Origin of the sequence: Gluconobacter sp. P1D12_c, from assembly GCF_018812105.1 — a bacterium.
In the GTDB taxonomy this organism is placed as follows: Bacteria; Pseudomonadota; Alphaproteobacteria; order Acetobacterales; family Acetobacteraceae; genus Gluconobacter; species Gluconobacter oxydans_A.
In genome coordinates this window covers 88,045-110,475 of the sequence record NZ_JACSIQ010000001.1, presented here as the reverse complement: position 1 = coordinate 110,475, position 22,431 = coordinate 88,045, and the positions used below count along the sequence as shown (strand labels likewise).

General features: G+C 55.8%; 21 protein-coding genes. 17 read left to right on the top strand and 4 right to left on the bottom strand.

Features of this window, described 5'->3' with window-relative positions; genetic code table 11:
• The first annotated feature begins 271 nt into the window (after positions 1-271).
• The 6 genes from KP705_RS00495 to KP705_RS00470 all read left to right on the top strand — a co-directional run bounded on the left by KP705_RS00495 (position 272) and on the right by KP705_RS00470 (position 7,432).
• Complete coding sequence (locus KP705_RS00495; protein WP_215763812.1) at positions 272-2,590, top strand: adenylate/guanylate cyclase domain-containing protein; 2,319 nt, start codon at positions 272-274, stop codon at positions 2,588-2,590.
• Positions 2,587-3,402 (top strand): ABC transporter permease, encoded by an 816-nt coding sequence (locus tag KP705_RS00490; RefSeq protein ID WP_046899556.1) that lies wholly within the window; start codon positions 2,587-2,589, stop codon positions 3,400-3,402. The genes KP705_RS00495 and KP705_RS00490 overlap by 4 nt, the downstream gene beginning before the upstream one ends.
• A gap of 1 nt (position 3,403) precedes the next feature.
• The gene (locus tag KP705_RS00485; protein WP_215763811.1) at positions 3,404-4,132 is read left to right on the top strand and encodes an ABC transporter ATP-binding protein; all 729 of its coding nucleotides are present in this window, start codon (positions 3,404-3,406) and stop codon (positions 4,130-4,132) included.
• Entirely contained in the window at positions 4,132-5,085 is a 954-nt protein-coding gene (locus tag KP705_RS00480; protein WP_203549239.1) for an MlaD family protein, read from the top strand. The genes KP705_RS00485 and KP705_RS00480 overlap by 1 nt, the downstream gene beginning before the upstream one ends.
• Positions 5,082-5,906, top strand: coding sequence for a hypothetical protein (locus KP705_RS00475; RefSeq protein WP_046899553.1), 825 nt, complete (start codon positions 5,082-5,084; stop codon positions 5,904-5,906). Before KP705_RS00480 ends, KP705_RS00475 begins: the two co-directional genes overlap by 4 nt.
• A gap of 80 nt (positions 5,907-5,986) precedes the next feature.
• Entirely contained in the window at positions 5,987-7,432 is a 1,446-nt protein-coding gene (locus KP705_RS00470; protein WP_046899552.1) for a glycoside hydrolase family 32 protein, read from the top strand.
• A 4-nt stretch (positions 7,433-7,436) separates the two neighbouring features.
• Here the strand turns inward: KP705_RS00470 and KP705_RS00465 are convergent, their stop codons facing one another.
• Both KP705_RS00465 and KP705_RS00460 read right to left on the bottom strand, forming a co-directional pair.
• Entirely contained in the window at positions 7,437-8,741 is a 1,305-nt protein-coding gene (locus KP705_RS00465; protein WP_046899551.1) for an Hsp70 family protein, read from the bottom strand.
• Between the two features lie 105 nt (positions 8,742-8,846).
• A complete protein-coding gene (locus tag KP705_RS00460; RefSeq protein ID WP_046899550.1) occupies positions 8,847-9,254 on the bottom strand; it encodes a helix-turn-helix domain-containing protein in 408 nt (135 codons plus the stop codon).
• Positions 9,255-9,376: 122 nt separating this feature from the next.
• Here KP705_RS00460 and KP705_RS00455 point away from each other — a divergent pair, with 122 nt between their 5' ends.
• Positions 9,377-9,931 (top strand): flavodoxin family protein, encoded by a 555-nt coding sequence (locus KP705_RS00455; protein WP_046899549.1) that lies wholly within the window; start codon positions 9,377-9,379, stop codon positions 9,929-9,931.
• Positions 9,932-9,983: 52 nt separating this feature from the next.
• Here the strand turns inward: KP705_RS00455 and bioB are convergent, their stop codons facing one another.
• Positions 9,984-11,009, bottom strand: a complete 1,026-nt coding sequence (gene bioB / locus KP705_RS00450; RefSeq protein ID WP_046899548.1) for a biotin synthase BioB — start codon at positions 11,007-11,009, stop codon at positions 9,984-9,986.
• A 116-nt stretch (positions 11,010-11,125) separates the two neighbouring features.
• On the opposite strand from bioB, the gene KP705_RS00445 reads away from it, so the two are divergent.
• The 4 genes from KP705_RS00445 to KP705_RS00430 all read left to right on the top strand — a co-directional run bounded on the left by KP705_RS00445 (position 11,126) and on the right by KP705_RS00430 (position 15,652).
• Positions 11,126-11,947: an acyl-ACP desaturase gene (locus KP705_RS00445; RefSeq protein ID WP_046899547.1), complete on the top strand. Its 822-nt coding sequence runs from the start codon at positions 11,126-11,128 to the stop codon at positions 11,945-11,947.
• A gap of 93 nt (positions 11,948-12,040) precedes the next feature.
• Entirely contained in the window at positions 12,041-12,673 is a 633-nt protein-coding gene (locus KP705_RS00440) for a Dabb family protein (RefSeq protein WP_046899546.1), read from the top strand.
• A 14-nt stretch (positions 12,674-12,687) separates the two neighbouring features.
• Complete coding sequence (locus KP705_RS00435) at positions 12,688-14,847, top strand: M13 family metallopeptidase (protein ID WP_046899545.1); 2,160 nt, start codon at positions 12,688-12,690, stop codon at positions 14,845-14,847.
• A 73-nt stretch (positions 14,848-14,920) separates the two neighbouring features.
• A complete protein-coding gene (locus KP705_RS00430; protein WP_215763810.1) occupies positions 14,921-15,652 on the top strand; it encodes a glycine betaine ABC transporter substrate-binding protein in 732 nt (243 codons plus the stop codon).
• Between the two features lie 51 nt (positions 15,653-15,703).
• Here KP705_RS00430 and KP705_RS00425 read toward each other — a convergent pair whose 3' ends face one another.
• On the bottom strand, positions 15,704-16,483 hold the full coding sequence (locus KP705_RS00425; protein WP_046899847.1) for an acetoin reductase: 780 nt from the start codon (positions 16,481-16,483) through the stop codon (positions 15,704-15,706).
• Between the two features lie 473 nt (positions 16,484-16,956).
• On the opposite strand from KP705_RS00425, the gene KP705_RS00420 reads away from it, so the two are divergent.
• From KP705_RS00420 to KP705_RS00395, 6 genes are all read left to right on the top strand, one after another.
• The gene (locus KP705_RS00420; RefSeq protein ID WP_374195548.1) at positions 16,957-18,366 is read left to right on the top strand and encodes a carbohydrate porin; all 1,410 of its coding nucleotides are present in this window, start codon (positions 16,957-16,959) and stop codon (positions 18,364-18,366) included.
• A gap of 123 nt (positions 18,367-18,489) precedes the next feature.
• Positions 18,490-19,368 (top strand): bifunctional 2-polyprenyl-6-hydroxyphenol methylase/3-demethylubiquinol 3-O-methyltransferase UbiG, encoded by an 879-nt coding sequence (locus KP705_RS00415; protein WP_046899542.1) that lies wholly within the window; start codon positions 18,490-18,492, stop codon positions 19,366-19,368.
• Between the two features lie 26 nt (positions 19,369-19,394).
• Positions 19,395-20,141, top strand: a complete 747-nt coding sequence (locus KP705_RS00410; protein WP_046899541.1) for a hypothetical protein — start codon at positions 19,395-19,397, stop codon at positions 20,139-20,141.
• 71 nt (positions 20,142-20,212) lie between these two features.
• Entirely contained in the window at positions 20,213-21,157 is a 945-nt protein-coding gene (gene fabD / locus KP705_RS00405; RefSeq protein ID WP_046899540.1) for an ACP S-malonyltransferase, read from the top strand.
• A 12-nt stretch (positions 21,158-21,169) separates the two neighbouring features.
• Positions 21,170-21,910 (top strand): 3-oxoacyl-[acyl-carrier-protein] reductase, encoded by a 741-nt coding sequence (gene fabG, locus KP705_RS00400; protein WP_046899539.1) that lies wholly within the window; start codon positions 21,170-21,172, stop codon positions 21,908-21,910.
• 202 nt (positions 21,911-22,112) lie between these two features.
• Positions 22,113-22,352 (top strand): acyl carrier protein, encoded by a 240-nt coding sequence (locus KP705_RS00395; RefSeq protein WP_007282219.1) that lies wholly within the window; start codon positions 22,113-22,115, stop codon positions 22,350-22,352.
• Positions 22,353-22,431: the final 79 nt, after the last annotated feature.

Genomic DNA, 22,431 nt, shown 5'->3' with positions numbered 1-22,431 from the left:
ACCGGGGCATGCGTGAATGAAAGGCGGGGCAGTATGATATGCTGCCGACTGAAGACGAATAAAAGAGGACTTGTACGATACGGATTAAGCTGTCTCTTTGTACAGAGCAAGAATTGACGAAAGTTTATTGGAAGCAGGCAAAAAACCTGCTGGTTCGAGCGTTCGTTCAGTATCGTATGGGTTGCGGTAGATTAATCGGCAGGAGATATTGGCATGTCAAAGCCTGTCAGAAATACCATCAGACTATCCGTGCTTCCGGAGTAACACGCCCTTGTCAGCTGCCGAGATTGTTGATCCGACACGTAGCCCAGCCAGTAGCCGGCAAAAGGTTCTGCAGTTTCTTGGGCCTATTGTTGGTGTGCTGCTGGTCATTGCCGCCATTATTGCGATCAGTCTGCACAACTATCGGACCACCCGTCAGGGCGCGATTGCGCTTTCCTCGGACTTGCTGCGCAGCCAGCAGAAGTATGTGACGGAAGAGGTCCGGAATTATCTGTCTCCGGCATCTGACAGTGCAAGCATTGCCCCGGACATGTTTGGTTCACCGCTGACGGATACGTCACCAGACTCGTTCATGCTCTATGGCCGTTCCATGCTGGCTCATACGCCCCAGGTAGACAGCTTTTATCTGGCCAGTGATCAGGGCCAGTTCTGGATGGTGACACGACACGGCAAGGACTACGAGCAGACCCATTTTCAGGTCGAGAATGGTCATGAAGTCTATCGGCACACATACGTGGACCAGAATGGCACATATCTGGGCACGGCATTTGATCCGGCTGATAAATATGATGTCACGGCGCGTCCATGGTTTCAGGGCGCCATCAAAAGGATTGGACGGGGAGATGGAGCGCTCTACTGGACCAACCCTTACGCATATTTAGCGGCTCGCGAGTTTACCATCACCGCGTCCATTGCTTTCCCGATGAAGGATGGGCACCACGCGGTTTTCGCTACCAATATCTCCCTGAACCGGCTGACGTCTTTTCTTAACGAGCTTCAGGTCGGCCGCAGCGGTCGAGCGGTGATCGTGGACATGAAGGGGCAGATCATCGCCGGGCATAATATGGGCGAGGATGGGGCGGAGCCGTCCTTCGATCCCGCCCATATGCAGCTTGATCCGAAGACGCAGCCTGTTTTCATTCGGGCTCTGAATACTTTCAGGGTCAAAGGACCTGGGCCGGGCCTCGTGACGGCGCGCAACAAGAATTACGTGACCATCGCCGCGACGCTCCCCTTCGTGCACAGGCGCTGGGTTCTGTTGCTGAATGCGCCAGAAAACGATTTCTCGGACTTTGCCGTTACGGCGCGTCGTCAGAACCTCTGGTTTTCAGCACTGGTCGTCGGGCTGGCCTCTTTGCTGGCGCTTGGGTTGATCATACAGGGGCGGCGTATCGAACGCCTGCGCAAACGGCTTGAAGTCGGTCGTGAGCAGATGCGCGCGGAAAATGCCTCTTTGTATGAAATTGCCAGTACCCCGGATCTGTTTGAAGCGTCGCATGATGTCCCGATCCTGACCGAAGCTCTGGCAGCGCGGACTGGCTCACGCCGTGCCAGCCTCTGGCGATTGCTGCCGGATGGAGAACGTCTACTGTGCGAAGACGCTTTTGATCCCGTGCGGGATGTTCACAGCACGGGCATCGAGATTACGAAACGCGAGCACAGCAAGCTTTTCGATGCTTTGATGGAAGGGCATTCCCTTTTCATTGAAGATGCGCGTCAGGATGAGCGCAGTCAGAATTTCCAGCGCATCATCATGCGATCCGTCGAGGCCAAGTCGCTCGTCTTTCATCCGGTTATGCGTGGGCATCAGGCTGTTGGTGTTATTGTTCTGGAAGATCCCTCCAGAGCAGATGCGATGGAGCATGTTGTCGCGATTGTTTCGTCGGTCGTGGCACTACGGTTTTCCCAAGCTCTGGATCAGGGCGACCAGCAGGCTGGGGCGCGTCCAAGCGTGTCGCATGAGCTAAAAGACACGCGTTACGATGAGGGCTTCCTCCTGCCACCGGGTTCGGGTGTTCAGGACGGCGTGGTGCCAAGTGGGATTTACCCACAGGTGCCGGTCATGGTGATTTCCTTTGCTGATCCTTATGCAATGGATAGCCACAGCGCCGAGCGCGCCATGAAAGTTGTCTCGTCGCTCAGTGAGGATATTCAACGCATTGCCCGGGAAACAGGGCTGTTCTCTGTTCAGGTGGTGAGTAACCGTCTTGTGCTGGTTGGCGGATGTTCGCAGGAGCCCGATCCGGGTGCCGTGCTGCGTCTGGCAGATGCTGCGGTGTCCATCCGTGAAGCCTGCCTGTCACTGCTGGCGTCCGTAGATATTGATCCGGTCTTCCGCGTGGGCATTGATGTTGGCCCTGTTATGGCGGCGATGCTCGGCAAGGAGCCGTCCGTCTTTAATCTGTGGGGCGAGGCTATCAATGTGGCTGAGCTTTTGGCCGCCAGCGCGCCGGATGCGGGGACAATTCAGGTTTCGGAACAGGCCTATCTTCAGCTTCGGGAGCATTTCCTCTTCAGAGCCCGGGGCATGTTCTATCTGCCAAACAGCGGTGTGACCCGCAGCTTCATTCTGGCAGGGCGGCGATGAAAACCCGCTTCGATCGTATTCCGCGCGTGCAGAATGCTCTGGGCACTCTGGGGCATTTTACCCGGACCCAGATGCGGTTCACCCTGATGGTCATTGGTGCCTCGTGGGGTGTCATTCGTGTTGGTCTCTCACCGACGTCATGGCGCCGGACTGTGCGGATCGAATTCTGGCATTCCCTTCAGCAGGCCACAGGCGGTGGTCTTTTGAGTGTGTTGGTGACGGCCGCTCTGACAGGGTTCGGGATTGTGGCGCAGGCCGTTTACTGGCTGGGTTTTGCCGGGATGGCCCAGATGACGGGCTCGATCCTGTCTACCGTGATGGTGCGGGAGATTGCTCCGGTGCTGGTTGGCGTCATTCTTCTCGGGCGTTCCGGGATGTTGATGCTGACGGAACTGGGAACCCTGACGACGGGTGGTCAGATGCGCGTTCTGACGGGCATGGGGATTGATCCGTTCGTGGCGTTTCTGCTGCCGCGAAGTCTCGCCATGACCATCAGTGGGTTCACGCTGGGCATCATCTTCAGTTTGACGGCATTGCTGGTCGGTTATGCTGTGTGCCGTGTTGAAGGTGTCATCACCATGCCGGTCTGGGCGTTTCTGGATCAGGTGGTGAGCAGTATGCACCCGGTCGACTATTTCGCCATTCCGGCCAAATTCATTTTCAGTGGCTTTGCGGTGGGTGTGTGCTCATGCCTGTCCGGGATGGATGCCACGACTGAAGACGATCTGTCGTCTCTGATGCCCCGAGGATTTGCGCGTGGCATTCTGTCCATCATGACGATTAATGTCGTCCTCAGCGTCTGGCTCGGTTGATATGGCCGACGAAAAGACAGTCCCGTCTGCTGAACTGAACATCCTCGATCCTATTCTGGAGTTGCTGGATGCTCGTCCACGCTTTGATGGCAGTGGCCTGGCCTCTGTCCGTTATAACCTGCGTTTGAATCCGGGTGACTGCGCCCTGATTGAATGTCGGGATATGCAGCAGGCCAGCCTCTTTGCCGATATGTGTGTCGGGCTAGTGGACCTAGATGACGGAATTGCCCGCTGCATGGGGCTTGAATGGTCTGATCTGGATGAACGCCGGGCTGCGGCTTTGCGGGGGCGGATCGGGCGGATGGTGGCCAATGGCGGATGGATCGACCTGTATGGCACTCACATGAACATTCTCTGGCCACAACTGCATCATACTCGGGTGCCCGAGGAACGGTTGATGCAACAGGCCGTGCAGTTGGGAATGCAGTTTGGCCTGCCTGGTCTGCCAGTCGTTTCTCCGGGCAAACTGTCTCCTCTGGATCGTTGCCGCGCGGACTGCGTGCGTGCGTTTCTGGGGGAGCCCGCACTTCTTCTGCTGGAAAATCCGATGGGAAGTGCCAACCCTCCGCTCATGAATGCCTTTCTGTCTGCGCTGACGGATGCGCGTGACCGGGGCTGTGCTGTTGTCTGGCTTGCCCCGAATGACAGCGGCTGGGGGGCATATGAAGCGGATGCGACCATTCGCCTCCGACTGTATGATGATGGACTGTTTTCGATGCGAGGGTCTTGATGTTTCGCGTACGCCGCCCTGACACTGCCCGCCCGCTTTTCCAGAACCGCTATGCGGATGAATGGGTGGGGTTGCTGGTCCTTGTGACCATCGTCCTCTTTGCTGTGGCGGTGGCAGAAGCCGGCTTTCTCAAGCAGTGGCTGACACCCGAGAAAAAGATTCACTTTGTCCTGCCGGAAACCGGCGTGGCTGGGCTGGCTATTGGTGACGACATTGAGATCATGGGCGTACATGCCGGTGAAATTCGCCATCTGGATTTGAACAGCACTGGCCGCATGTATGCCGAGGGCTACATCGAGCCACAGTTTGTGCCCTTCATCCGTCAGGATAGTGCCGCGGTGATCCGGCATCGTTTCGTGGTGGCAGGTGCCAGCTATATCGAGTTAGGCCGTGGCCGTGGGGAAGACATGGACTGGGGCTATGCCGTGCTGAACGCAACGGTAGAGGCAAACCCGGCAGACGTGATCACCCAGACGGTTACGGACCTGAGAAACAAGCTCGTTCCTGCAATGGATAGCGTTCAGGCCATTACCAAGCAGGTCAATGACATGCTGACGGACATGCGGGCTGGCAAGGGCACGGTTGGGGGGCTTCTTTCGAAGGATGATACCCTGCAGAAAGCCAATCAGGCGCTGGAAAATCTTACAGAAGTTATTGCCCGCCTTCAGCCGATCGAAAAGCAGCTTGGGGGTGTCATGACGAAAGCTGATGGCACGATGGATAATGCCAAATCGGCCACGGACACTCTTCGCAAGAGCATGCCGCAGGTGCAGGAAACGATTAACCATACCAGCGCCGCAACGGCCCAGCTCCCGGCACTCATTACGCAGGCGGAAGCGAGTGCCAATAGCCTCCGCAAGCTGACAGATCAGCTCAGGGGCCTATGGCTGCTGGGTGGTACAGCGCAGAAAGCGCCCAGTCATCGTCTGCCAGCGGAGGCTGTCCGTCCATGAAGCGCATGATTCTGCTGTGTCTTGCCATGGCAAGTTGCTCGTCTGTGACGAAGGGGCCTGATCCGGATCAGGCTTATGAAAACGCCATGGACACCGGGCGGAGCGCTTTTGAGCTTGGACATCCAGACCAGTCTGAAAGTCAGTACCGTGCGGCGATGGACCGTGCCCTTATCCGGGATGATGCTGCCCAGATCCATGATGCGGGCTTCAATCTTGCGACGGCCCTGCTGGAAGAAAACAAGCCTGCCGACGCTTTGACCGCGCTCGATCGCACCGGAAAAGCTCTGAAGCTGCGTCAGTACAGTCAGACCAGTGATCTGGAGCTTGTCAGAAGTGCAGCGCTCTATCGGCAGCATGATCTGACGGGTTCTGAGTCGTCAGCGCTCGTGGCACTTCAGTCGCCTGATATGGGCATTCGCAATCGTGCGGCTTATCTGGCTGGTCTGGGGGCTGCAGATCAGGGTGACACAGCGCAGTTGGCCCGCATGGAAGCATTATTGGCTCCCTCAAAAGACCCTGCTGCCATGCTGGATCATCAGGATCTGGCGGCGCGTCTGGCACTCCTGAATCATGCGCCAGCACTTGCGCTGGAGCAGGCCATGTCCCTGACACAGAAGAGACGAGATGCGCAGGATTATGAGGGAATGCGGCGTGCTCTGCTGGTTGCTGCTCAGGCGGCTGAAGCACAGGGTGACATGAACACCGCTGCCGCTTTACGACAGCAGGAACTCTCAAGCCGAAGCGTGCAGCAGACTGGCCATGTGGAGAAAGCCTCCATTACGGTCTCTGCCGTGAGTGCGCCTGCAGCAGCCATTCGCTGATCAAAGGAAATTTTTTCCGTCATTGCCAGAGCAGCCCCTCTCATTCGATAGTAACGAAATCGGAACGAGAAGGAGAGAAGATGAGCCATACATCCAGGCGAATGGTTCTTGGGTCTGGAGTGGCCTTGCTCGCTCTGGGGCTGACGCACAGGAGTCAGGCGCGACCTTATCGTCTTCCGTCAGCCGCCGTGATGGCCGCGGATCGATTGCGCCCTCAATATCATCTGATTGCTCCTTATGGGTGGATGAACGATCCCTGCGGCCCGGTCTGGGTCAATGGTCGCTATCACATGTTCTATCAGTGGGGGCCGGACAAAGCTGCGTTTGGAAATATTCACTGGGGCCATGCGACCAGCCCTGATCTCGTTCACTGGCGTCACGAACCCGTTGCGATGAGCCCTGTCCCCGGGGGACCAGATGCCCTCGGAGTTTTCAGTGGTTGCGTTGTGATCGTTGAAGATCAGGCGATCGCTTTTTACACGGGGATTGAGCCATCCGTGCAGTGCACGGCGACATCTGATCTCCAGATGATGCACTGGAAGCAGAACCCCGTGCCGGTTCTGTCTGAGCCCCCGCCAGGACTGCATGTTGATGGATTTCGCGATCCGCTGGTCTGGAAGGATCACGAGGGATGGCACATGCTGCTCGGCGCCAACGTTCGGCAATCCAAGTTTGGTCCGGGTGGCGTCATTCTGAAATACGACAGCGAAAATCTAAAAGACTGGACCTATCGCACTCTTTTCTATGGCCCCACGCATCAGGCTGGCGCTTACGACGATGCCATGGAATGCCCAGACTTTTTTGCGCTCGGCGATAGCTGGGTCCTGATCTACTCGCTGGGCAGCACTGTTTATTATGCTTCAGGCATTTACAGCGAAGGCGCATTTCATCCGCGCATTATTCAGCCGCTTGGGTATGGCTCGTTCTACGCCGGACGGACCATGTTGGATGAGCACGGGCGGCGTGTTCTCTGGGGCTGGGTGCCTGAGAAGCCTGAGCGCAGTCATGGGGCCATGGAAGCGGGCTGGAGTGGTGTCATGTCTTTGCCTCGGGTTCTCACGGCTGACCGAGATGCCGCTCTGCGTCTTGCACCCCATCCCAATCTGACGGCGTTGGAAGGCCTGCATTTCCGCCAGCTCACGCCCTCGACCTGGGCCGCTCCAGATGGACCGAACGGCCGAATTCGTCTGACTTTCATCGGAACTGAAGCCGGGCGCCTGACATTCGGAGGGCAGGGGTCATTTCTGGAGCTTGATTACGATCCATACCGGCCCGGAAAAGAATTGATGGCCAATGGAGATTCCGCACCCTTGCCATTGGCCGCTCACAATATGCTGGATATTTTCGTAGATGGTTCGGTCGTGGAAATTTTCACCTCTTCAGGTGTCTGTCTCACGACCCGGGCTTATGGAAATACGGATACGGCCTTCAAGTTGTCTGTGGAAGGCACATTCCGCGAGGCCGTTGTCTCTGCCCGTGCGATGAGCCCCATTTCTCCAGATCGCCTGACCAGTAGCCCGGCCTGAACATTCAGACCGAGGCTCGTGCTTCCACTTCGATCAGGGCCAGACCTTCAGCGACAGAGACGAATTCTGATCCGCCATCGACCCGGCTTTCACCAAAGCGATCCGTGAATAGCTTCCGAACAGCCGGAACGAAAGACGTGCCGCCGGTGAGGAAGACGTGATCGATATCGTCAATGCCGAGGCCTGTAACGTTCAGGGCATCGTCGATGGCTGCTGCGAGTTTTTCCAGATCGGGTTTGATCCAGCTTTCGAAATCTGCACGCGTGATCGTCTGCTCGATTTTCAGGTCCCGGTGGGTGAACTTCAGGACCGTGCTGTCGTGCCGTGAGAGATCGCTTTTGGCCTGACCAATCGCCCGATACAGGTTCTGGCCTTCCTGATCTTCAATCAGACGCAGAAGATTTCGCAGCTTCTGCGGATCAGAGGCCGTCTTGGCGACGTCTGCAATGCTGCGAAGGGTTTGAGGGGTCCGCATCAGGGACAGGCGATGCCAGCGCCCGAGGCTCGCATACCATTCAATAGGGACGGGAAGAGGCTGCCCGCCCATCACCCGATATGTCGTGTCCCGACCGAGTGCGGGTGCGACGACATTGTCGATAATGCGGAAGTCAAACTGGTCTCCTGCAATCCCGACACCGGAATGACCCAGCGTGACGGTGCGCGGTGTGCCATGGGGGTCAAAGCGCATGACAGAGAAATCGCTTGTGCCGCCGCCGAAGTCTCCTACCAGCACGGTTGCTGGCGCATCCAGTCGCTGCATGAAGCGCCAGCCAGCTCCTTCGGGCTCAAGCACGACGTTCGGCTCAGCGAAACCTGCCTCCACAAAGCTTTCCTTCAGGCGCTTCACACCCAGATCGTCATCGGCCAGTTCACCAGCAAAGCGCACGGGCCTGCCGATCGTTGTGCTGACCTGCTCTGGTGTAATGCCGGCCTTGTCCATCAGGGAACGCAGGAACCGGGCGATCAGGTTCTGAAGCGTCATGGTCGAGGCAAAAACACGTGTCTCGCGGAACGAGCCCTGAGCCAGATAGGTCTTCATGGACATGATCAGGCGGCTTTCTGCCGGATCATCCAGATAGGCCTCAATGGCATCAAGCCCGATAGCATCCTGAAGAACGCGTCGATTGCCCTCCTGATCCATCCAGAGACAGAGCAGGGTGCGGCAGGTTTCGGAAGACGGGCTGTCAATGAAGTTGAAGACGGCAGGCTGCGTGTTGCCCTGTTCATCTGCGATGACGACGACACTATTGGTCGTTCCAAAGTCGATGCCGACGCGAATTTTTGGCGCTTTAAGAGGTTGCGTCGTCATTTTGGCTGGTCCCGTCCCGAATTCGCGAAGGGCGAGGGTTTAGGAAAGAACGGCTATGAGGCCAAGGGAAAAGTTGAAAAACGGCTTTATGAAAAGCGCAAAATATCAGAGCGCGCTGTTTTTTGCCTCATCGTAAAGACGTTGGGAGTCCTGAATGTCAGCCATGTGGGTTTCAGCCCAGTGCGTGAGGCTTGAAACAGCCTGGATCAGGGTCTCTCCAAGAGGTTTGAGGCTATACTCAACAGTGACGGGCACGGTTGGATAAGCTTGTCTTAAAATAAGCCCGTCACGCTCAAGGTTTTTCAGCACCTGAGACAGGATTTTCTGCGAGATCCCATTGATGTCCCGCTTGAGGGCATTGAAGCGCACAACGTCATTCTGAAGGCGGTCCAGCACCAAAAGGGCCCATTTGTCACCAAGCCGGTCCAGCACCAGACGCGTCGGACACTCTTTCGCATAGACGTTGAAACAGAGGTTTCGTGCAGGGGTGTCTGGTTTCTGCGAGGTTACCATGTGTCTTGAAAGTGCCTTCTTGTCCCGAATTTTCCAGCGTAATACCAGAAAGAGTACTGGTTTCCAATGGATACCACGTATCGAATTTTATGTTTCATTTCTTGGTTCGAAGGACAGGAACGATGTCTAAAGTCTTGGTCGTCTATCACTCAGGGTATGGGCACACCAAAGTGGTGGCGGAGCATGTGGCTCAGGGTGCTCAGGCTCAACTCGTGGCAATTAGCGCGGATGGCGAAATTACCGAGGCAGAGTGGGCCGCATTGGATGACGCGGATGCCATCATCTTTGGAACGCCAACCTACATGGGGAATGTGAGTTGGCAGTTTAAGAAATTTGCAGATGCCACGTCCAAAATTTGGTTCACGCGAGGCTGGCAGGACAAGGTGTTCGGTGGTTTCACGAACTCCGCCAGTCCGAACGGGGACAAGCAGGTGACGTTGATTACGCTGCAAACACTTGCATCCCAGCATGGTGGCATCTGGGTGAGTTTGGGAATTCCGCCGTCCAACACTCTTGAGGCAACGGGCGACGATCCGAACAATCTGGGCGGGTCAGTTGGTCTTCTGGCGCGCGCTCCGGCAAATGCGGGTGTCGATGGTGTTCAGAAGGGAGATCTGCTGACGGCTGAGCGCTATGGCCGTCGTGTGGCTGATATTGCGGCGCGTCTGAAAGCTTAATCAGCAATGTATGAGGCGAGGCGCTGCAAACAGCATGCCTCGCCCTTGTTGGTTAGGACAGAGCCGCTTCGTAGGCAGCAACGTCCGGAACGGCAGGACGTAGCGTTCCCATTTCTGCTTCAGACTGAACCATCGGCGTCATGCCCAGAGCGGACAGAAGCTGACGGTCGCGGTGTTCAGCAGGGTTTGGCGTCGTGAGGAGCTTCTCGCCACAGAAGATGGAGTTGGCACCTGCGAGAAAGCACAGAGCATGTGCCTCATCGGTCATGTTTTCACGCCCTGCTGCCAAACGCACATGGCTTTCCGGCATCATGATGCGGGCCGTAGCGATGATGCGAACGAATGTGATCGGATCGACAGCTTCAGCTTCACCTAACGGTGTGCCTTCAACGCGAACGAGCAGATTGATGGGCACGCTCTCGGGATGCTTCGGCAGGTTGGCGAGTGTCATCAGCAGGCCGGCGCGGTCGGACAGATCTTCGCCCATACCCACGATTCCGCCACAGCAGACATTGATGCCCGCATCACGCACGTTGGAAAGCGTATCGAGGCGCTCCTGATACGTGCGGGTGGTGATGATGGAGCCGTAGAATTCCTCAGAGGTGTCGAGGTTGTGGTTGTAATAATCCAGCCCGGCATCCTTCAGGCGCTGAGACTGTACGGAGTCCAGCATTCCCAGCGTGACGCATGTTTCGAGACCAAGGGACTTCACGCCTTCGATCATCTCACAGACGGAGTCGAGATCGTGGTCCTTCGGGGAGCGCCAAGCAGCGCCCATGCAGAATCGGCCTGCGCCTGCTGCCTTTGCTGCACGCGCCTCGGTCATCACCTTTTCGACGGCCATCAGACGTTCGGCCTTCACGCTTTTTTCGTGTCGGGCGCTCTGCGGACAGTAGGCGCAGTCTTCGGGACAACCGCCTGTCTTGATCGAAAGAAGCGTGGAAATCTGCACTTTTGTGGGGTCGAAATAACGACGGTGCAGTTCCTGGGCGCGGAACATCAGGTCCGGGAAGGGGAGGTTGATCAGCGCTTCAACCTCAGCGCGCGTCCAGTCGTGGCGGACGTCTGGCTGTGTCATTTTCTGAGCCGTCACGGGGCTTTCTCCAACGTTGTTGCGTCACACCTACCCAAAATGGCCCCGGCGTGTCATCTCATCGTCATGATTATGAGCCGGAAAACGGACGAGGCAAAGCGATGAAACACTGGCGTATCGAGCAGATGGACTGGGATTCCTTTGATCCATCCCGCGTGGACCCGGATATCATTCCTCTGGTGAAGTCTGCTTCAGTCGTTGAAAAGAATGGCTTGGACTACGCTGAATATCTGAGACACGTCTTTGTAGGAGACCCGGACTTCAGCGCAGCAACAGCCAACTGGGCAGTGGAAGAAGTTCAGCACGGAGATGCTCTGGGCCGCTGGGCCATGCTGGCAGATCCGAGCTGGGACTATGAAGAGGCGTTTGAGCGCTATCGCGCAAGTTACAAGATTGATGCAGACGTCGATGCGTCTATCCGCGGGTCCCGCACAGGCGAACTGATTGCGCGCTGTATGGTCGAGACGGGAACGTCGTCTTTTTACACGGCACTGGCGGATGCGACGGATGAGCCCTTGCTAAAAGCCATCTGCAAGCAGATTGCCGCCGATGAATACCGGCATTTCAAACTCTTCTATGATCACATGCATCGCTATCTGAAGCGCGAGAAGCTCAGTGTCTGGGCACGGACGCGTATTGCTCTTGGGCGTGTGACCGAGAGTGAGGACGATGAACTGGCGTCCGCCTATCACACGACCAATGAATCCCCGGACATGCCCTATGATCACAAGCGGTGCATTGCGGCTTACATGTCCAAAGCCATGGGGTTTTATCAGCAGAAGCACATTGATCGTGTGACGGCGATGATCTTCAAGACAATCGGCTTCACTCCGCATTCCCGTTGGCAGAAGCTGGCAGCGAATGGGGTGTATCGACTGATCCAGTGGCGTCGCAAATCGTTTCAGCGCCAGATTGCGGCCTGAGGGTTCGTCAGACTTACGGAAATTCACAAGACGGAAGGGGCTATTTCGTGCCATGAAGGGCTGCATTTTCTGTCTTGTAACTGGAGCTTGAGAATGGACGTTCGACCACTTCTGTCCCGTCGCTTTATCTGGGGAGCAGCTGCCCTTCTGTCCATCGCAGGGCTGTCGCAGGGCTTCTCAGCCAAAGCAGATCCGTACTCGTTGCCGATCGCGACATCAGGCCCGGTGACAAGCGATACACCGGCAGCCGCAACGGTGGCCTCCCAGCAGCTTGCCCGACAGGTCGGATACGCGCAGTTTACAGCAGCGGACTGGCATGTTGGCACCGTGCGGCACATGGTGATGTTTCGGTACAAGAAGGACGCCACGACGGCACAGCGTGCAGAAGTGTCCGGCCGTTTTCTGCATCTTGCGCAGGACAGCCGTCGCCCGGACGGTCGCCCGGTTGTGGTCAGCATTGAGACCGGGTTCCAGAATAGTGGGGAAGGTGTAGAGGGCGGCCTGCAGCAGGCGTTCCTCGTGACGTTCCGCTCTGAAGGGGACCGGAACTACTATGTTGGCAAGCCCGTCGTGACAGATCCGGCGTTCTTTGACCCCGCCCATGAGGCCTTCAAGGAATTTGCCGGGCCATATCTCGATAAGGTCATGGTCTTTGATTATGACGTACTGGCCGTCTCCGCGCTGGCTGACAAAGCACGCAAGACAACCCGCAAAAGCGGGAAGTAACAAAAAGTCTCCGTTTGTATGGACGGCCTTTTGACGAAATGATCTTTTATGCCTCATGCTACGGCGATCGCCAGAACATGAGGCATAATGTGAAGACTACAGTTTCTGTTAAACGCCGCCTGACGCAAGGTGCGAGTGTACTTGCGCTGGCTATGGGCCTTACAGCCGCAAGTGCCCAGGCCGCCGGTTACAATTCAGGCTGGGGCTTTGATGAAGCCGGCATGAATCATAGCGTCAAGCCGGGCGACAATTTCTTCGAATATGCCAACGGCACGTACCTCAAGAACCTGAAAATTCCAGGCGATATGAGCAGCTATGGTCCGTTTCGTATTCTGTACGAACTGTCCATGGAGCGCCAGAAGGCGATCCTGAGCGAAGCACAGAAGCACGTTTCTGCCGAGCCGTCTGATGACATGGGCAAGATCGGCACCTTCTACGCCAGCTATCTGGACCAGAAGGCCGTTGATGCTCTGGGAGCCAAGCCGCTTGCTGTGGATCTGGAGAAGATCCGCAAGGTCAGTGATGCCAAGAGCCTGGCTGAAGCGTTTGGTACGTCCCTGAATTCCATGGCGTTCTCGACGTTCCAGATTGGCGTCGAGCAGGATCAGAAAGATCCGGAACATTACATGCTGATGCTCGATCAGGGCATGAGCATTGGCGTCAGCGGTGGCCTGGGCCTGCCTGATATTAGCTACTACACAGACCCGAAGCTGGCCGACAAGAAGAAGGCCTATCAGGCTTATATCGCGAAGATGCTGACGCTTGTGGGCTGGGCTGATCCAGCCAAGAACGCGCAGGCTGTTGTCGATCTTGAAACGGCGCTTGCCAAGGTTGAGATCCCCCGCGATCAGACGCGCGATCCGCTCAAGCTCTACAACCCGATGACGGTCACGCAGCTGCAAAAGATCGCTCCAGACTTTGACTGGGTCACGTTCCTGACGACTGCAGGGCTTCCGGCCGAAAATATTGCCGACCGCAAGGTGGATGTGCGTGAGCCGGATGGCATTGCAGCCATGTCCCGCGTTCTGAAGAAGGCTGATTACAGCGTACTTCAGGCCTGGCTAGCCTTCCATCTGGCAGATAATGCCGCAGCCTATCTGTCTCATGATTTCTCTGACGCGTCCTTTGACTTCAACAGTCGCACGCTGTCGGGCGTGGCGCAGCAGTCTCCGCGTTGGAAGCGTGCGACGCGCGTGACCAATGGCGCCATGGGCTGGGCTCTGGGCAAGATCTACGTTGCCCGTTATTTCCCGCCCTCAGCACAGGCTCAGATTACGGAGCTGGTGCAGAAGGTGAAGTCTTCCTTCCATGATCGCCTTGAGCACAACACATGGATGGACGAGCAGACTCGTAAGGCTGCTCTGAACAAGCTGGATCACTTCGCTATTCAGGTTGGCTATCCTAAAAAGTGGTGGGACTATAGCAACCTCGTAGTTCGCAAGGGCGACGTGTATGGCAATGCTGTGCGTGGCGCCGCGTTTAACTGGCAGCATGAGCTGAACAAGCTCGACAAGCCGGTGGATCGTGACGAGTGGGGCATGACGCCGCAGACCGTGAACGCCTACAACGATCCGACGATGAACGAGATCGTTTTCCCGGCTGCCATCCTTCAGCCGCCGTTCTTCGATCCGAAGGGCGATATGGCTGTGAATTACGGTGCCATTGGTGGCGTGATCGGTCATGAGATGAGCCATGGCTTTGACGACCAGGGCCGTCATTATGATGAACATGGCCGTCTGAATGACTGGTGGACCAAAGCATCTTCGGATGCCTTCCAGAAGCTGGCGGATCGTCTTGGTGCACAATATGACGCGCAGGAGCCTCTGCCGGGCACGCATGTGAACGGCAAGATGACCATGGGCGAGAACATTGCGGATTCTGGTGGATTGAACCTCGGTCTGCAGGCTTATCATGACTCCCTGCATGGCAAGCCGCAGACAACCGTTCATGGCCTGACGGGCGATCAGCGCGTGTTCCTGGGGTGGGCACAGGTGTGGCGTGAGAAGGATCGTCCGGATGCGCTACGCCAGCAGATGCTTTCGAATGAGCATGCCCCAGCCGTCACGCGTGTGAACATGCCAGCGCACAATATTGATGCCTGGTATGATGCATTCGGCGTAAAAGAGGGCGACAAGCTCTATCTGGCCCCGGATCAGCGCGTAAAGATCTGGTAAGGGTCGTGACAAAATGAAGCGTGAGGCTTATCCACGGTCTCACGTTTCAATTTTCTGACTGACGGACTGCCTCATGACGCAAATGACGATCGGCCATCTGTACACCTCGCTTCATGCCGGGTGTGCCAGTGCGGTCGCCCGTGTTCTCGAAGCGCATGAGGTGGACGTCGAGTTTGTGGACCTCGACCCTGAAGATGTGGCGGAAGCCATGGAGCAGGGCGAAGTCGATCTTCTGGTCTCTGCTTGGTTCCCGCGTGATGAAAAATTCGCTGGACCTGGCTTTCGTGTCATCGGGGATCTGTATCAGCCACAGATTTCGTTTGCTGCGCTGCGTGCGCTCGGTCCTGTCAATGCGCTGACATCAGCTGAAGTGGATCGGGTGATCGTTGCAGAAGACAGCCGCGAGATTCTTGAAAAAGCTCTCAAGCAGCTTCCTGCCCTTTCTTCCCTGCCGCTTGAAGTTGTGGGGGAAGCCGCTCTGATCGGTCGTCTGGAAAAGGCGCAGGCAGACGGCGAATCTCCGCTTGTGGTCGCCACTCAGCCTCATGCGGTGTTTCACACCGCGTTGCTGACGCTGGTTGAGGACCCTGCCAAGCTGCTTGGCGGGGAAATGTCTGCGCGCATGGTTCTGCGGGAAGATGTAGCCCGCAAGGCAGACACGGATCTTCTTGATGAACTGTCCGAGATGATGCTCGGCAACAAGGTCATGAGTGCGCTGGACTATAACATCGGCGTTGAAGGGCAGGACCCGGACGACGCTGCCGAAGCATGGCAGCGTGGACGCCTTATCCCGCGGGATGCCTGAGGATTTCAAAAAAGGGCCGGATTTCTCCGGCCCTTTTTTGTATCTACAGCCTTAGCGGTAGACGAGGCCGCCATCGATCAGGATGGACTGGCCAGTAATGTAATCGGAATCTTTCCCCGACAGGAATGCGACGAAGCCAGCAACGTCGTCTGCTGTTTCGACCCGTCCGAGCGCAATGCCTTCAACATACTTCTTGTACGTTGCGCCCAGCTCAGCGCCGGTAATCTCAGACATGCGCTTGTCGATCTCGACCCACATATCCGTTCCGACGATGCCCGGGCAGTAGGAGTTCACGGTGATACCGAAGGCTGCCAGTTCTTTGGCGGCCGACTGCGTAAGAGCGCGAACTGCGAACTTTGTGGAAGAATAGATCCCGAGAAGCGGAAAGCCTTCATGGCCAGCGATGGAGCAGGCATTGATGATTTTGCCCTTCTTGCCGGTCTCTTTGAAAATGTTGGCTGCAGCCTGGATACCCCAGATCACGCCTTGAACATTGATGCGGTAAATCTTCTCAACTTCTTCTTGGGTGACGTCCAGAATAGGCTTCACCTGACAGATGCCGGCATTATTGACCATGATATCGAGGCCGCCAAGCTGGCTGGAGGCCTCTTTCAAAGTCTTCTGAAATTCATCGCGATTGCTGATGTCAGCCGTTAGAGCGATAGCACGTCGGCCAAGAGCTTCAACTTCCTTGGCGGCTTGCTGAACGGTTTCCTGTTTGACATCCAGTAGAATGATGTCAGCTCCTTCGCGCGCCAGACGAAGAGCGATGGCCTTGCCGATACCTTGAGCCGCCCCGGTTACAGCGGCAATTTTACCAGAAAGAGACATGCAGAAATTTCCTCTCTCTTCATGCGCCACGAAATGTGGTTCGCACGAATGGTAAACGTCTTCTGCTTTCAGGCTTTGATTTTCCACAAAAAAAGACATGTTTTCGAAAATAGGCACGCAAACGTGTTTCATGTGAAAGAAATATTACATGAACAATTTTCTAAATTGAATATTTTTTATATATTCAAATATTAGTATAAAATGTACTTCACTTTTATAAGTATTTTTACTTTGAGATAAATAATAAAAAATATTTTAATTATTTTATGTTTGTGAATTATTAATCAAATTTACGAGAAATTCTAAAATGTTAATTACGCTACCGTGCTCCGTCGCGTAGGGATTTTTCACGCTCACTCTGGATCGGACGCAATTCGTTTCAGAGGTCGTGATGTGACATTATTCCTGTTCAAATAGGGGCGCCAGATTTGCATCTTCGTGTGCTGGGTTATGCTCTGAAAATCTCATGGTTCGTGTGGTTTTTCAGTATTTTCATATCGCTGCCTGCTTTTGCTCAGGTCATGGACCGCGATATTGGATCTGCGCCAAGTCAGTTGGTTTCAACGCCTCTTCCTGTCCATGCATCGCGTGAAACAACCGTTCCAGCATTTTCCCATCCTGAGGCTATCGTCTCCAATCCCTTGTCAGGCTGGCTGCGTAAGCGTGGCATCAATTTCCTCGTCGATAATACGAATGAATTTGCCGGAGCGATAACGAAACCGACGCGCGGAACAACGTCGGGATTTGAAAACTACAAGCAGGGCGCGAGCAATGCGGGCCAGTATGCCATGCAGCTTGATGTAGACTGGGAAAAGCTTGCTGGTCTGCCTGGTTTTGCGACGCACATGATTACGGTGGGGCGGTACGGTACGACGGCCAATCGCATGTTTGGTGACTGGCTCAATCATGCTTCCGAAGATTATGGCGGCGGCGGAAATGTTGTCGTGCATCTGGTCTATATGTATGGCGAAGAGACGCTTTACGGTGGGCGTCTGGCGATCGCAGCTGGCCGTATGTCAGAAATTTCGGATTTTGCGGCGAGCCCTTTGTTCTGCAATTTCCAGAACGGTAGTTTCTGCGGTCGTCCCAAAGGGATTACGGACACGAATTTTGACGCCGGCTATCCTGCTGCGACCTGGGGATTCCGGGTTCGAGGACGGCCGGTCCGCTCTGTCTATGTCCAGACAGGGGTATATCCGATCGAAAACGGAATTTATCAAGTCTATCAGCATCGGACCGGCTTTAAGTTCAATGGAGCCAATATCATCGGATATGCGGCACCGATTGAAACAGCCTGGGAACCGGTTTTCGGGCATGGCACGTTGCCGGGTCATTACAAGTTCGGTGCCCAGCTCTTCAGTACGCCGCAGACTGACAACTATTACGATCTATATGACGGTTCTTATGCAGAGAGCGGGCTTGCGCATAAAAAGCGAAGCGCGTCTTGGTCAACATGGGTCATGCTGGATCAGCAGTTGCTGCACTATCGGGCAAAGGGCTCAGGCCTGACGGCGATGACGGGGCTTATTTACAATGATCCTCATACATCCCTGCGCCGGTATCTCGTTTATGGCGCACTGGTTAACCGCGGATTTCTGAAGTCTCGACCCTACGATACGCTCGGATTTTCTCTGACCTACACCAAGATTGCATCCGGTGTGAGCCGAAGTGAAGCTGGGCTGATCCGTAAAGGGCAATCACTCCCCAATCATGCGACAGGTGTTCAGCAGGACGCGGTCGTGATGGAGTTCAACTACGCTATCCACGTTGTGAAGGGTGTAATTTTTACGCCTCTGTTTGAGTATTACATTCACCCGAACGCCCAATACAATCTGCGGGATGCTGCTCTTTTGGGATTTAAGAGCCATATCCAGTTTATGTGAGAACTCTTTCTTGCGGTGTATCTGAAAAGCGCGGGGCAGAATTTTTCATGGGGGGCGGCTTGGTTCTCTTGTCGGTGGAAATGCGTTAATAAATCGTTACTGATATGGCGTAACGGTAGAAGAATGACCCACTCCGACAGGACGGATGCTGTTTTTGAAGCCTTTCACGGGCTTGCGGATGAAGAATGGCTGCATGTTCTGGTCTCGTCCCTTGGGGGACACGAGGTGCGGGGCGTTCGGATGCCAGAGTTCCCCCCGGATGATCTTCAGCGTGAAATTCATGGGCATCACGGGGAGGTTTCCATTCATGAGGCGCATGTCTTTTATCGAGAGATAAAGGCGTATTGCGCTTACGCGGGAAGGCCTGTGAGGCCTGAGACTTCCGTTCTTGATTTCGGATGTGGGTGGGGGCGGATGGCGCGTCTTTTCATGAAAGATGTGCGATCACAGTCCCTTGTCAGCGTCGAGCATACGGACCGCTTTCTCATGGCAGCACGGCGCGCCAATCCATTTCTTGCCTTCTTGCAGGCAGGGCTGGTGCCACCATTGCCGCTCGTGCCCAGTACGCTGGATCTAATCACGTCCTGGTCGACATTTTCACATCTGGATGAATTTCTGGCCGGCCACTGGATGAGGGAGTTTTATCGGCTTCTGAAGCCAGATGGATTGGTTGTCTTTACGACGCAGAGCCGGCGGTTTCTGTCGTTTTGTGCAGAGCAGCGCTTGCGTCGTGCTTCTGGGATGCAGCTGGAGCATCCATGGCATGAAGCCTGTGCAAACAGTTTTGTGGATGAAGCGCAGGCAAATTCACATTTTGAAGCCGGGCGGTTCCTGCATGCCGCGTCTGCAAGGCGTCCTCAGCCTCAGGCGCATTATGGAGAGGCCATCATACCACGGAATTATATTCTTAAAGCTTGGGGCGGGATGTTTCGCCTGATCGAATATCTGGATAATCCAGTAAGGCTGCCGCAGGTTCTGATTGTTCTGCAAAAAATTGAATAAGACATCATTTGTTGTAAAGTAAATTCATGACCTATCGTCTTCTGACGGGATGTTTCATCGCATTCCTTTCCTGTGTCGGTCTTCACGAGGCGCGCGGTGCTTCTGAGGAGCATCTTATTGTCGCTGGCCGACATGACGTGCGCGTTGCGACATATCAGGACATCGCACGCATCTATGAGCGGTTTGACCGCTTCCCGCAGGCGGCAAAAGAGGGTCTTTCACTTCATTTCACAGGCGAATTACTGCCTGACCATGATTATCCCTCAAAAGCGCGGCTTATGATTCATAGCCGGGATGGCGATATTCCCTTGTTCTTCGGCCAGGACCGGGACATGCATTTCCCGCTGACAGACCGCCTGAAGGCAGAGAACCCGCCAGTCCTTCAGACAGAAGCCATCGGGCATAATGTCAGAACGGAGCTGTCTCTGGTGGCCGCGTTGCCTGCGCCGCAGACATTTACCGGCACAGAGGCCCGTCACTGGCTTCGTCAGGTCAATGCGTGCATCCGTGATCTGACGGGTGTGATCCTGTCCTGGTTCATGCCTGATGCTCATCGGCTCAAGATAGATATTGCTCCGGGAGCGAATTTTGAAGCGGTGACGAGCGGCACCGTTCGGGTGCTGGCGTCAAACGCGAGCAGGGAGCCAATGACTGTTCTGCTTCGGCCGCAGGACTATGCAGAGGATACGGTATTCCGTTCCAGTAAGCCTTTTGGCCGGGTCCGGGTTAAAATTCCCGGTGAGGCATACGCGACATTCACGCCTGACAGATAACGCAGAATTTGACAGATCGCGTGTGAAACAGCATCACCCTGAGCCTGTTTTTCATGCCAGCAGGGGGATCCATGTCGGTTCACGCTTTTGTCTTTCCGGGTCAGGGCAGTCAGTCAGTCGGAATGGGGCAGGCCCTGCATGATGCCTTTGCTTCATCCCGTGCCGTTTTTCAGGAAGTTGACGATGCCCTTGGAGTGCACCTGTCAAAGCTGATGTTCTCCGGCGAAGCGGACGAACTGACAAAGACCGAGAACACGCAGCCAGCGCTTTTTGCTGTATCGCTCGCTGCAGTTCGCGCCCTTGAAACCGAAGGTGGCTTTAAGCTGGCAGACAAGGCCGCTTTGCTGGCTGGTCATTCTCTTGGAGAATATTCTGCTCTTGCAGCTGCTGGCACGCTCGGTATTGCTGAAGGTGCCCGTCTGCTGCGTCTGCGCGGTCAGGCAATGCAGCGGGCTGTTCCTGCAGGTGAGGGCGGCATGGCAGCTCTTCTCGGGGTTGAGGCTGAGCAGGCGCAGTCCATCTGCGAAGATGCAGCCCAGGGGCAGATCCTTGAGATCGCTAACGATAATGGCGGTGGCCAGATCGTTGTGTCTGGACACATGGATGCCGTGGACCGCGCCATTGCCCTTGCCAAGGAGCGTGGCATCAAGCGGGCTGTGAAACTTCCGGTCTCCGCGCCGTTTCATTCGTCGCTGATGGCGCCTGCCGGTCGTGAAATGGCCGAAGCGCTTGCAACGGCTACACTGAATGCGCCAAGCGTCCCGGTTATTGCCAATGTGACTGCTGCGAAGGTCACGGATCCTGATGCGATCCGCGACCTTCTGGTGAAGCAGGTTACGGGAACGGTCCGCTGGCGCGAAAGCGTTCAGGCCATGGCGGCCATGGGCGTGACAAACATGCATGAACTGGGAGCTGGCAAGGTGCTGTGCGGTCTGGCGCGTCGTATTGCTCCTGATCTTGCCACGGACAATGCTGGCACACCTGCTGAAATCGAAGCCCTGCTCAAGGCTCTGTAAGGACAACGAACCATGTTCTCTCTTTCTGGCAAGATCGCACTCGTCACGGGTGCATCCGGTGGCATCGGTGCAGCTATTGCCCGTCAGCTTCACGCCCTTGGCGCAACGGTTGTTCTCAGCGGTACGCGTGAAGCGGCTCTGAAGGAACTGGCAGACAGCCTGGGTGAGCGCACGCATATTGCGGTTGCCAACCTGTCGGATGCGTCTGAAGCTGATGGTCTTGTGGCTAAGGCTGAAGAAGTAGCCGGGGCTCCGCTGGACATTCTGGTGAACAATGCGGGGCTGACGCGCGATACGCTCGCCATTCGCATGAAGGATAGTGACTGGTCGCAGGTCATGACGGTGGATCTGGAAAGCCCGTTCCGTCTGGCCCGCGCTGCCCTTAAGGGTATGCTGCGCCGTCGCGCTGGCCGCATCATTTCCATCGCGTCGGTTGTTGGAACGACAGGAAATGCGGGTCAGGCCAACTACGCAGCGGCAAAGGCTGGCATCGTTGGTATGAGCAAGTCTCTGGCTCAGGAAGCAGGTCCTCGCGGTGTGACGGTCAATGTTGTGGCTCCTGGTTTCATTGAAACGCCAATGACGGATGTGCTGTCTGAGGGTATCCGCGAAAAGCTGGTTGGCTCTATTCCGCTCGGTCGAATGGGAAACCCGGATGACGTGGCCGCGGCAGTGGTGTATCTGGCTTCTGACGAGGCTGCTTGGGTCACGGGAACGACCCTGCACGTCAACGGTGGCATGGCCATGGTCTGAGACGCTTGGCGTTTCAGGTCAAAGCGTGCTAATCGCGCGCTGCTTTGCCCGGTCTGATGAAGGCCGATGTCCGGTTCGGCCGGTGGCAACGCCTTTCCGAAAGGAGAGGTGGCCTGCGCTGGAAGCCCAGATGGGTTCCCGGACTGGCAGACGGCAATACGAGTTTTTTGTAACGCCCTGAACGGGCAGAAGGAACAAACAGATGAGCGATATCGCTGACAAGGTGAAGAAGATCGTTGTCGAGCACCTCGGCGTTGAAGAAAGCAAGGTCACGCCGGAAGCGTCTTTCATTGACGATCTGGGCGCAGACAGCCTCGACACGGTTGAGCTGGTCATGGCTTTCGAAGAAGCTTTCTCCGTCGAGATCCCGGAAGATGCAGCCGAGAAGATCGCCACCGTCAAGGACGCGATTGACTACATCGAGAAGCAGAAGGCTGCCTAAGGCGCTTTCGGGACTGGTCTAAGGCTGGTCCCATCCCGCCTCGATTACCAGGGGCGGATACACGGAGCGGCTTATAGGC

What these genes read in the sequence shown, in the direction of transcription:
- KP705_RS00490 (WP_046899556.1), top strand. Translation starts at nt 2,587, where the DNA reads ATGAAAACCCGCTTCGATCGTATTCCGCGCGTGCAGAATGCTCTGGGC.
- KP705_RS00485 (WP_215763811.1), top strand. Translation starts at nt 3,404, where the DNA reads ATGGCCGACGAAAAGACAGTCCCGTCTGCTGAACTGAACATCCTCGAT.
- KP705_RS00480 (WP_203549239.1), top strand. Translation starts at nt 4,132, where the DNA reads ATGTTTCGCGTACGCCGCCCTGACACTGCCCGCCCGCTTTTCCAGAAC.
- KP705_RS00475 (WP_046899553.1), top strand. Translation starts at nt 5,082, where the DNA reads ATGAAGCGCATGATTCTGCTGTGTCTTGCCATGGCAAGTTGCTCGTCT.
- KP705_RS00470 (WP_046899552.1), top strand. Translation starts at nt 5,987, where the DNA reads ATGAGCCATACATCCAGGCGAATGGTTCTTGGGTCTGGAGTGGCCTTG.
- KP705_RS00465 (WP_046899551.1), bottom strand. Translation starts at nt 8,741, where the DNA reads ATGACGACGCAACCTCTTAAAGCGCCAAAAATTCGCGTCGGCATCGAC.
- KP705_RS00460 (WP_046899550.1), bottom strand. Translation starts at nt 9,254, where the DNA reads ATGGTAACCTCGCAGAAACCAGACACCCCTGCACGAAACCTCTGTTTC.
- KP705_RS00455 (WP_046899549.1), top strand. Translation starts at nt 9,377, where the DNA reads ATGTCTAAAGTCTTGGTCGTCTATCACTCAGGGTATGGGCACACCAAA.
- bioB (WP_046899548.1), bottom strand. Translation starts at nt 11,009, where the DNA reads ATGACACAGCCAGACGTCCGCCACGACTGGACGCGCGCTGAGGTTGAA.
- KP705_RS00445 (WP_046899547.1), top strand. Translation starts at nt 11,126, where the DNA reads ATGAAACACTGGCGTATCGAGCAGATGGACTGGGATTCCTTTGATCCA.
- KP705_RS00440 (WP_046899546.1), top strand. Translation starts at nt 12,041, where the DNA reads ATGGACGTTCGACCACTTCTGTCCCGTCGCTTTATCTGGGGAGCAGCT.
- KP705_RS00430 (WP_215763810.1), top strand. Translation starts at nt 14,921, where the DNA reads ATGACGCAAATGACGATCGGCCATCTGTACACCTCGCTTCATGCCGGG.
- KP705_RS00425 (WP_046899847.1), bottom strand. Translation starts at nt 16,483, where the DNA reads ATGTCTCTTTCTGGTAAAATTGCCGCTGTAACCGGGGCGGCTCAAGGT.
- KP705_RS00415 (WP_046899542.1), top strand. Translation starts at nt 18,490, where the DNA reads ATGACCCACTCCGACAGGACGGATGCTGTTTTTGAAGCCTTTCACGGG.
- KP705_RS00410 (WP_046899541.1), top strand. Translation starts at nt 19,395, where the DNA reads ATGACCTATCGTCTTCTGACGGGATGTTTCATCGCATTCCTTTCCTGT.
- fabD (WP_046899540.1), top strand. Translation starts at nt 20,213, where the DNA reads ATGTCGGTTCACGCTTTTGTCTTTCCGGGTCAGGGCAGTCAGTCAGTC.
- fabG (WP_046899539.1), top strand. Translation starts at nt 21,170, where the DNA reads ATGTTCTCTCTTTCTGGCAAGATCGCACTCGTCACGGGTGCATCCGGT.
- KP705_RS00395 (WP_007282219.1), top strand. Translation starts at nt 22,113, where the DNA reads ATGAGCGATATCGCTGACAAGGTGAAGAAGATCGTTGTCGAGCACCTC.